Source organism: Terrabacter sp. 05T424 (genome assembly GCF_056396225.1).
On the sequence record NZ_JBFTLB010000011.1, the window covers coordinates 107,904 to 117,782 of the forward strand.

At 69.6% G+C, this 9,879-nt stretch carries 8 protein-coding genes; 3 read left to right on the plus strand and 5 right to left on the minus strand.

Going from position 1 to position 9,879, the window contains the following annotated elements:
• Window positions 1-8 precede the first annotated feature (8 nt).
• The 4 genes from AC1DE0_RS19485 to AC1DE0_RS19500 form a co-directional block, all read right to left on the minus strand.
• Window positions 9-386 carry a hypothetical protein gene (locus AC1DE0_RS19485; protein WP_478104407.1) on the minus strand — a complete coding sequence of 126 codons (378 nt, stop codon included), beginning with the start codon at window positions 384-386 and terminating at the stop codon, window positions 9-11.
• A 380-nt stretch (window positions 387-766) separates the two neighbouring features.
• Window positions 767-2,014, minus strand: coding sequence for a YncE family protein (locus tag AC1DE0_RS19490; protein ID WP_478104411.1), 1,248 nt, complete (start codon window positions 2,012-2,014; stop codon window positions 767-769).
• Window positions 2,015-2,064: 50 nt separating this feature from the next.
• Window positions 2,065-2,685, minus strand: a complete 621-nt coding sequence (locus AC1DE0_RS19495) for a polysaccharide deacetylase family protein (protein WP_478104415.1) — start codon at window positions 2,683-2,685, stop codon at window positions 2,065-2,067.
• Window positions 2,686-2,975: 290 nt separating this feature from the next.
• A complete protein-coding gene (locus AC1DE0_RS19500) occupies window positions 2,976-3,629 on the minus strand; it encodes a phosphatase PAP2 family protein (RefSeq protein WP_478104419.1) in 654 nt (217 codons plus the stop codon).
• 241 nt (window positions 3,630-3,870) lie between these two features.
• On the opposite strand from AC1DE0_RS19500, the gene AC1DE0_RS19505 reads away from it, so the two are divergent.
• Both AC1DE0_RS19505 and AC1DE0_RS19510 read left to right on the plus strand, forming a co-directional pair.
• Window positions 3,871-5,139 carry a COG4705 family protein gene (locus AC1DE0_RS19505; protein ID WP_478104423.1) on the plus strand — a complete coding sequence of 423 codons (1,269 nt, stop codon included), beginning with the start codon at window positions 3,871-3,873 and terminating at the stop codon, window positions 5,137-5,139.
• 90 nt (window positions 5,140-5,229) lie between these two features.
• A complete protein-coding gene (locus tag AC1DE0_RS19510; RefSeq protein WP_478104428.1) occupies window positions 5,230-6,630 on the plus strand; it encodes a sensor histidine kinase in 1,401 nt (466 codons plus the stop codon).
• A gap of 51 nt (window positions 6,631-6,681) precedes the next feature.
• Here the strand turns inward: AC1DE0_RS19510 and AC1DE0_RS19515 are convergent, their stop codons facing one another.
• Window positions 6,682-7,362, minus strand: a complete 681-nt coding sequence (locus tag AC1DE0_RS19515) for a response regulator transcription factor (RefSeq protein ID WP_478104432.1) — start codon at window positions 7,360-7,362, stop codon at window positions 6,682-6,684.
• Between the two features lie 643 nt (window positions 7,363-8,005).
• Between AC1DE0_RS19515 and AC1DE0_RS19520 the strand changes: the two genes are divergently transcribed.
• On the plus strand, window positions 8,006-9,879 hold a 1,874-nt coding region (locus AC1DE0_RS19520; protein ID WP_478104437.1), incomplete at its 3' end, for a multicopper oxidase family protein.

Here is a 9,879-nt window from a genome sequence, read left to right on the forward strand (position 1 = left end):
AGCTGAGGTCAGCCGACGACTTTGGTGGTCTTGGGACCTCGTGATGTGCCGCGAGGCACCTGCGCCGCCGGGATGATCGGGGTCACGAACCACCCCCACATGCAGTCCTTCTCGCCGGAGCAGCTCACCGTCGCGGTGCCCGACGGGTCGGTCGGGGTGAAGCCGTCGTCACCTGCGCCTGGCACCTTGTAGCCGGCGAAGTAGAACGCGGCCCGACGTCGGAGCCGAGAGTGGCCTGACAACCGGTCGCGTCGGGTGTCGAGCCAGCCGAAGTTGCCCGGGGTGTAGAGCCCGGGCCCCGCCGAGCCGCACTTGCTCGTCCAATCAAAAGTGCCGTTGCCGGTGTGCAGGACGATCTTCGTGACGTACTTGGCAGCGACCGGCACGCGGGGGCGGGGAGTGAGCCCCGGGGGTCCCGGATCCGGTCAGGGCGTACGGCGGGGCTGCAGGGAAGTCGGTGCCGACGTTCGTCGCGCTGTCCCAGGCGCACTGGGCCTGCGTGACGGGGAAGACGACGCTCGGATACCCCGCGGACCAGCTGGCTCGGGCGCAGGCGCGGACGGAGGTGCCCTGGTTGCCGAAGAACTGAGCGAAGAACGGCTTCAGGATCGTTCCGGTGTTGGTCGCGTTGGTGGACGTCTGCGTGCGGACTTCGACGAAGTCGGTTACTCCGGCGGGCGTCGGAAGACAGCCAGCCAGCCCAGCCGAGCCAGCTGCGCAAGCGGGGAACCCGGTTGAACCGGGAAACGTGCCAACGGCTTTTGGGTCAGCGCATGTTTCCGGTGTGGCCCAAGGAGAACCGCCCCGGCTGCGGCCAGACGAGCAGGCCATGCGGACCGGGCCTGACGGGGATCCGGTGGCTCACGCGCCCGGTGGCAGTGTCGAAGACGTAGACGACAGAGTCGTATCGCCCCGAGAGCCAGAGTTCTCGGCCGTCGGCCGTCACCCCGCCCATGTCGGGCGAGCCGCCGCCGGGGATGCGCCACGTCGCGACGCGGCGCAGGGTGGCTCCGTCCAGGACCGAGACCGTTCCCTCGTCGCGGTTGCCCACGTAGACCCGCTTCGCGTCGCGGGAGAGGTAGATGCTGTGGGCGCCCCGCCCGGTGGGCACGAAGCGGACGACGCGGAACGTGTGGGCGTCGATGACCCACACACCGTTGCGGAGCATGTCGGCGGCGAGCAGCCATCTGCCATCGGGTGAGAGGCGGACGTCCTGCGGCATGGCGCTCGAGCCGGGGTCCAGCATGGCCGCGGGGCCGCCCATGTGCCGGGCCATGGCGGACGGCGTGGCTCCCGGTGTCGCGATGACGTTGAGGTCGATCATCCGCAGGAGGCGCGTGGCCGAGGCGTCGACCACCGCGAGCTTCCCGCTGAACTCGCAGCTGACGAGGAGGGTGGACAGGTCCTGGGTGTAGTCGGCGTGGTTGATCCCGTGGCAGGGGATCGGGAGGGACCGGCGAAGCACCATGCTGTGTGCGTCACGGACGTCGATGCGCTTGAGGCGCTCGGCCATCACGAGCGCGAAGCGTCCGTCGGGGGTGAAGTAGAGGTTGTACGGGTCCAGCACCGGGCGCGCGCGCCCGGGGCGGCCGGTACGCGGGTCGATCGGCAGCATGGAGTTGCCCGTGTCGCTGTTGACCCACAACGTGCGGAGGTCGTGTGACGGGACCACGTGCTCGGGTGACGCGGCGACGCGGGTCGTGGCGATGACGGCATACGTCCTCGGGTCGATGACCTGGACCGTCCCCGATTTCTGGTTGGGCACGTAGACGAGCGGCCTTGCCCGTCGCGCCTCCGCCGACAACGCACCGGCGACGACGTGGGCGTACGGGCCCGGCTGGGTCGACTGGCCGTCCTCTGGTGCGAGGCCGGTCGTCGCACCAGTGCTCGGCGTGACGACCGCGGGCTGAGTCGTCCCCGTCCCGGTGAAACCCTTTGCTGCGTCAGGGATCCCGGCCTCCGCCTGAGTGCACCCGGCGAGCAGGGTCATCGTGATGAGCAGGGCTGGTGCCAACGTGACTCTTCGCAGGTTTCGTCGGGTCGGCCGACCCTGCCGGGTCGCGGTCATGTGGCTCCACCGAGCATCTCGGTCACCGTGACCGCGGTGAGCCCTCGCTGCTGGAGACCGTCGAGGATGCCGGGGAGTGCGGCGACCGTTCCGGGATGCCCGAGATGCAGGCTGACGATGCTGCCGTCGCGCGCTGCGGCAAGGGTTCGGTCGCGCACGGCAGTGGTGCCCGGGTCGAGGTAGTCGAGGGGGTCGACGTCGTAGGAGACGCAACGGTGGTAGCCCGCCGCGAGAGCGGCAGCCCGGATCGTCGAGGTGCTCAGCTGGGTTCCAGACGGTCGGAAGAGCAAGCCGGCGCTCCCGCGCACGGCAGCGACCGCCGCCGCGCCGCGCCGGACCTCGAGGTCGGCTTCGGCTGCCGTGAGGCGTCTCATCGGCCGGTGGCTGTAGGTGTGGTTGCCGAGGTCGTGACCGCCGGCGAGGATCGCTCGACCGAGCGACGGGTTCACGTTGAGCCAGGTGCCCACGGCGAAGACGGTCACCTTCGCCGTGTGGGCTCGGGCGATGTCGAGCACGCGGAGGGTGAGGGCCGGTGCCCCGGCGCCGTGGAAGGTGAGCGCGACCCGTTTCGCACCGACCGGTCCGGTCCGGACGTCGGGGCCCGTCGACTCGAGCAATGCCGGAGCTGCGTTGCCGGAACCGGTCGGAGTGCCGGGAGCGGCAGGACCGGTCGATGCCGAAACCGTCGGCGAGCCGGCGGAACCGGGAGGCCCGGTCGAGGGCGAAGCAACACGAGAAGCCGGCGGCGACGACGCGGGAGCGGAACAGCCGGACAGGCCCACCGAGCCCAGTGCTGCAGCCACGGCCGTCACGACGGTACGCCGTGTGGCGCGGGCCGCGCCCGCGCGCGGTGCAGGCGGCTCGACCTCCTGTTCGCGGTTCACCGACCTCGGCTCCCCCTGCGCGGTCACGGCAGCACTCCGTCGCGCCGGCTCCGGCCGACGAGAAGTCGTGCGAAGAGCGCGACACTGAGAAGCACGGAACCCCCAGCAAAGATGACCGAGGCTGTGACGTCGGCGAGGTAGTGAACCCCAAGGTAGAGCCGCGAAGCGGCGACCAGCAACACCATCGGGAGTCCGACCGCCCACACCCCCGTGGCTCGCCGCCCGAGGAGCGTCATCGTGGTGGCGATGGCGATGACCACAGCAGCGGCGAAAGCCGTGTGACCGCTGGGATAGCTGTCGGCCGCGGTTTCGCTCACCAGGGCGTGCACCGTCGCGCCCGGCGGGCGTGGACGCTGGACGACGGTCTTGCCGATCTCGACCGAAAGCCACCCGACCATCGTGAACAACGCGATGGCTGTGGCCGCGAAATGGCTGCGGCGCCAGAGGAGTCCGCACACCAGCAGGAGCAGCACGAGCGCGACGCCCGGCGAGAGAGCGACGTCGAAGAATCGCGCGACCGCAGTGAGCACTCCGGTGCGGTGGTCCGCGACCGCGATGTCGACCGCGAGCTCACCCGTTCGCGCGGCGCCGATCCGCGTGACGGCCAGCCCGAGCAGGAGACCGGCCAGGAGCAGGGCCGCTCCGGAGACGGCGAGCAGCGTGGTTCGGATCGTCACGAGATCGCGTCGCAGTCCGAGGTGTCCGCCGGTTCCACACATGCATGTCCCTCCGACGCCCAGTCTGGGGCGCGTCAACGGTCGAGGTCTCAGTGTGTGATCCGGTCGCTGAGAGGACGCTGAGCCCTGTGTCCAGGCGGCCCGCCTTCCATCGCAGTCGGGCTCGGGCTCTCAGCGAGACCTCAGGGCCGGTCGGGCAGTCTCTCGATCGGTAAAGTCCGACTCGACCAGAGGAATCTCCATGCCTGGAAGCGTGACCACCGCGCTCGACCGTGCCGACACGCAGTCAGCATCTGCCCTGCTCAACAAGGTCCCGGCCATCACGGCCACGTTCTGGCTGATCAAGATCCTGTCCACCACCATCGGTGAGACGTTCGCCGACTACCTCGCCGTGCAGGTCGGCCTCGGCACGGCGCTCACCGACGGGGCCATGATGACCCTGCTGGCCGTCGCGCTCGTCGCGCAGCTGCGCGCCAAGCAGCTCATCCCTTGGCTGTACTGGCTCACGGTCGTGCTCGTGAGCATCGTCGGCACGCAGATCACCGACTTCTTCACCGATGTCCTCGGGGTGAGCCTGTACGTCAGCACCGCGGTCTTCTCGGTGGTCCTGGCCGTCGTCTTCATCGTGTGGTGGCGTCAGGAGCGCACCCTGGCGATCACGGCGATCGACACCCCGCGACGCGAGCGGTACTACTGGGGCGCGATCCTGACGACCTTCGCCCTCGGCACCGCGGGGGGCGACCTCGCGACCGAGGCGCTCTCGCTCGGGTTCCGGAACGGCGCGCTCATCTTCGGCGGCCTGATCCTGACAGTCTGGCTGGCTCGGCGGCTCGGGCTCAACGCGGTGCTCGCCTTCTGGATCGCCTACGTGCTCACCCGCCCGCTCGGTGCCTCGCTTGGCGACCTCCTGACCCAGGGCCGTGACTTCGGCGGGCTCGGTCTGGGTGCCAGCCTGACGAGCCTCATCTTCCTCGGGGTGATCATCGCCATCGTGGCGCGCGAGCAGGTCAACGCCAACCGTCACGGCATACGTGGCAAGGGCGAGTCCCCGGCCGTGAGCCCGCACCGCGACTACCTCTGGGCAGCGGCCGGAGCCGTTGCGGTGGTGGCCGCTGCCGTCGTGTTGGCGCCGGCCCCGACACCAGCGGCCGCGGCGCCGGCCACGACGGCCGCGTCCGGCAAGGGCGGGCACGTCAACCCGCTGGAGGCCGATGCGACCTCCCCGATCGGCGACCTCCGGCCGTTCGCCGTCATCGTCGATGACGTCGCGGGCGGTGCGAAGAAGGGTGACCTGGCCGCGGCGACCGCGAGGATCAAGGACCTTGAGGTGGCGTGGGACAACGGTGAGGCAGCCATGAAGCCGGCCTCACCGGACGACTGGCACTCGATGGACTCTGCGATCGACGGAGCCCTCACCGCCTTGCGGGCGACACCGCCCACCAAGGCCGCGAGCCTGTCCGCGCTGACCGCCCTGCAGTCCACGATCGGAGCGCTGGAGAAGAAGCAGTAGGTCGGCTCGGGCACAATCGAGGCGGCTGCGCTCCCGCGCCGCTCACCATCCGGGCGCGAACTCCCGGCGGGACCGGAAGGAGTCTGGACGATGGCTCTCTTCCGGTCGCGCTCGGGAGTGCGGCGGCAGGCGACCGTGGCTGCCGCCGTAGTCGTCGCGGTCGCCCTGCTGCTGGGCGGCGGGCTCCTGGTGCTCGTGCTCCAGCGTGCGCTGACGCAAACGCTGCAGGACAGCATCGTCGCGATCGTCGACGAGGACGCGAGCGTCTTCGCGTCCACCGGCACGGCGGGTCTGGAACGCAGCGAGCGTGACGAGGGTCCCGACAACGTCCTCGTCCAGGTGATCTCCAACCAGGGCGCAGCCGCCCGCGTCCTCTACACCTCCAGGGCCTCCCGCCCGGACGCCGTCACGGACCTGAAGCCGGTCGTGGGGGAGACGCGTGCCAGCGGTGCGTCGCTCCTGCCGATGCCACTCGGCCGACAGGAGCTGCTCGTGGTCGCCCGCGGCGTCGAGAACGCGGGAAAGCCCTACGTGCTGGTGGCGGCGGCCTCCCAGGCCTCGCGGGCTGAGGCGGTGCTCACCACGGCAGCCCTGCTCGGTGTAGCCCTGCCGATGCTCGTCGCCCTCACGGCACTGGTCTCGTGGTGGCGGGTCGGACGCGCGCTCGCGTCGGTGGATGCGATCAGGCTGCAGGTCGAGCGCACCACCGCTGCCCACCTGCACGACCGGGTGCCCGTGCCGGCGTCCGACGACGAGATCGCCCACCTTGCCGAGACCATGAACTCCATGCTGGCGCGCCTGGACTCCGCGCAGCGCGCCCAGCGCAGGTTCGTCGCCGACGCGAGCCACGAGCTGCGCTCGCCGCTCGCGACGATCCGGGCGTCGTTCGAGGTCGTCGACCCATCGAGCCCGGAGACCTCCTGGGAGCAGCTCGGCCCCATCGTGCGGTCCGAGGCAGAGCGGATGGGGCGGCTCGTCGACAACCTGCTGCTCCTGTCACGGGCCGACGACGCGTCGCTGACTGCGGTGCGGGCCGAGGTCGACCTCGACGAGGTCGTCGATGCCGAGGCCCGACGACTGCGCCGTCTGGGCCGCGTCACCGTCCGGCTCGAGAACGCCCCGGTGCGAGTCCTCGGAGACGAGCTCCAGCTCCAGCAGGTCGTGCGCAACCTCTTGGACAACGCGGCGATGCATGCCCGCTCGTGCGTGCACATCACGGTCTCCACCGGCGCTCGAGGTGCGCTGGTCACCGTCGACGACGACGGGGCCGGCATCCCGGGGCCCGACCGGGAGCGCGTCTTCGAGCGTTTCGTACGTCTTGACGAGAGCCGGTCACGCGACTCGGGTGGTGCGGGCCTGGGACTCGCCATCGCGAGGGAGCTCGCGGTCGCTCACGGTGGCACGCTGCTCGCGACCGAGTCGCCACTGGGCGGGGCCCGGTTCGAGCTGTCGGTGCCGCTGCCGCCGACCGGCACCGCCGACCGTCGGTAGCACCGACGTCCGAGGCGCCGACGCAGCCGACGCGCCGAACCGGCTCGGCGTTCAGCCGACGCCGGATTCGACGAGCCGATACCCCGCGCCACGGACCGTCTGGATGCTCGTCACCGAGAACGGCGCGTCGATCTTGCGCCGCAGGTAGCCGATGTAGACCTCCACGATGTTGACGTCCCCGTCGTACGCGGGATCCCACACCGACTCGAGGATGGCCGTCTTGGTGACGACGTCTCCGACGTGCTTCATCAGGAAGGTGAGCAGGGCGAACTCCTTGGCCGTCAAGGAGATCTCGACGTCGCCACGGTGTGCCCGGCGGCGGACCGGGTCGAGCGACAAGGTGCCGGCTCTCATGACGACCGGCCGTTCCGGCGCTCCTCGGCGGATGAGGGCGCGCAGTCGCGCGACCAGGACGACGAAGCTGAAGGGCTTGGTCAGGTAGTCGTCCGCGCCGAGGTTGAACGCCTCCGCCTGGTCGTGCTCGCCGTCGACCGCGGTCAACATGAGGGTGGGGGTCCAGACGCCGGCCTCGCGGAGCCGTCTGACGACCTGGTAGCCATCGAGCTTGGGCAGCATGATGTCCAGCACCACGGCGTCGTAGGTGGACTCGGTCGCCGCCCACAGGCCGTCCTCCCCGTCGTGGACGACGTCGACGACGAAGCCCTCCCGGGACAGGCCGCGGCGCACGACCTCAGCCAGCGGCCGTTCGTCCTCGACCAGCAGGATGCGCATGGTCAGACCTGCCGCAGGCGCGGGCAGCCGGGGCCGTCGTGTCTCACGTTGACGACCCTACGCGGCGCGACCTGAGCACCCGCTGAGCACCCGCTGAGCCGGACAACGCGCGCGGTCCAACAGCCCCGGAAGCGAGCGCTCCCGGAGCGCTCACGCGGGCGAGGCGCATCGGGCGTCCGAACCGCGTTTCTGCCAAACCACCTCCTGTTGCTACGGACGGTGCGAGGCTGGGCCCAGCGCCCTTCGAGGCGCGTGCAATCTGCCGCTCAGTCACCAGCGGTCGGGGCCATGCGCTCTGCCGCCCGCAGGGGGAGGCGGCAGGGCGCGGGCTCTCGAGTACGCGCGACGTCCGGCTGGTGCGCCTGCTGAGGCCGTCCGGGAGATCATTTCGGACGACATTCGGCGCGCTGCAGACCAATCCCGACGTACCGCTTCGTGAAGTTTCCGGAACAGCCGACGACACCGGGTCAAGGGTTCATGGTTGTCCGAGGGGAGACTTCACCGAGGGTGTTCGGCAGAGGGGAAGTGTGTCATGGGCACACAGGCATCCATTGGACGATCCGCAGGACAGTCTGCAGCCCAGCCGGGAGTAGGTCGGCGTGCGCTGCTCAGGCTGGGGGCAGCAGGAGGGCTGAGCGCGGCCGTGGTCGGCGCGAAGGTGTTCGCCGTCCCGAGACTGGAGAGGGCGGGGCCGCTCGACGCGGACGGTGCATTCGCCGGCACGTCGACGGCTCTGAGTGACCTGCTCTTCTACATCGAGACGTATCCGACGAGCCCGCTGATCATGTCGCCGTTCAAGGACGCGCTGACGGTGCCGCAGGCAATGCGTCCGGTCCCGATGGGAGAGTTCAGCGGCTGGGCATCGCCACCGGGACCGGGTGTGGGACAACAGAACTCGTACGGCAACGAGCAACACCAGGTCTGGACGAAGATGATCAACGCGCCGGACCCGATCGTCTACAAGATCGACCTGCTGGTGCGCACCCATGCGTTCACGACGTCCAAGGTGCTGCCCATCGACAAGGGCGGGAAGCCGACGGTGTCCTTCGACGCCTCCGGCAGGACGTACGCCGCAGGCACCGTCCGGGACCTGCCGCCGAGCACGATCTACGGGTTCAACGGGACGTTCCCGGGACCGATGATCAACGCGGAGTACGGCAAGCCGGCGCTCGTCCGGTTCATCAACCGGCTCGACGAGAACGAGCTCGGTCTCGACCGCCAGGACTTCGGCGCGCCTGACTGGTCGTTCCTGACCCACCTGCACAACGGGCACACCGCGCCGGAGAGTGACGGCAACCCGCACTACTCGATGAGGTACGGCCCCCGGCACCACGGCTACCTGCCGCAGGCGTGGGTCGACAACCTGTACCTCAACTGGCCGGCGGGCAACGACGACCGCGAGAAGCAGAGCTTCTTCTGGTTCCACGACCACCGCATGGACCACACCGGCGCCAACGTCTACAAGGGGATGGTCGGGCTGTACCCGATCTATGACCCCAAGAACAACATGGACATGGGCGACGAGCGCTACGGGCTACGGCTGCCCGGGGTGCGCCGCAACCACGACGACGGGTCCTTCGACGTCGACTACGACATCCCGCTGGCGTTCTACGACACGCGCCTGGACGACGGCGTCACCACCCACAAGGACGTCCATGACGGGCTCGGGGAGTTCCCGGCAGCGCACAACCCGGCGACGCACCCGGAGTGGTGGGGCAAGACGTTCTTCAAGCACTTCCCGTCGCACGGCTTCGTCGGTGACATCTTCACCGTCAACGGCACGGCCTTCCCGGTGCTCTACGTCAAGCGCCGCAAGTACCGGTTCCGGTTCCTGGACGCGTCGGTCTCACGCATCTACGAGTTCAAGCTCATGAGCTCGACCAAGGGCCCGAAGTCGTCTGTGTCGCTGGGCTACTCGGGCGATGACCTCGAAGGGCAGTACCGCATCCCGGACGGCCAGCAGTGCATGAAGTTCGTGCAGATTGCCTCCGACGGTGGCCTGCTGCCGTTCCCGATCACGCGCAGCTCCTTCGAGCTGTGGCCGGCCAAGCGCCGCGAGGTCATCATCGACTTCACGAGGTACCAGGACGGCACACCCACCACCAAGGGCGACGTCATCTACCTCACGGACGTCATGGACATGCCCGAGGGCCGCAAGTGGGAGTCGTCGTCACGCTTCTCGCCGGACCCGGCCTACAAGGTGCCGGTGCTGAAGTTCGTCATCGGCGACACCGTGCCCGACAACAGCATCATTCCGCCCCCTGACCGGCTCATGCGGGCCCTGCCGCCCCTGCCGGGCAACTGGCGCACCCTGATGGACAACAGGCTCATCTTCGAGGTCAAGCGCGGCAGCGCCGGCGCGGACATCGAGTGGCTCATCAACGGCAAGCCGTTCGAGCCGGCCACGGTGTCCACCAGCCTGAAGAACCCGGCGGGCAAGACGCCGCTGGCGTCCCAGCCGAAGAACAGCTTCAACCTGTGGGAGATCCGCAACGGCGGAGGTGGGTGGGTCCATCC

What these genes read in the sequence shown, in the direction of transcription:
- AC1DE0_RS19515 (WP_478104432.1), bottom strand. Translation starts at nt 7,362, where the DNA reads ATGCGCATCCTGCTGGTCGAGGACGAACGGCCGCTGGCTGAGGTCGTG.
- AC1DE0_RS19505 (WP_478104423.1), top strand. Translation starts at nt 3,871, where the DNA reads ATGCCTGGAAGCGTGACCACCGCGCTCGACCGTGCCGACACGCAGTCA.
- AC1DE0_RS19510 (WP_478104428.1), top strand. Translation starts at nt 5,230, where the DNA reads ATGGCTCTCTTCCGGTCGCGCTCGGGAGTGCGGCGGCAGGCGACCGTG.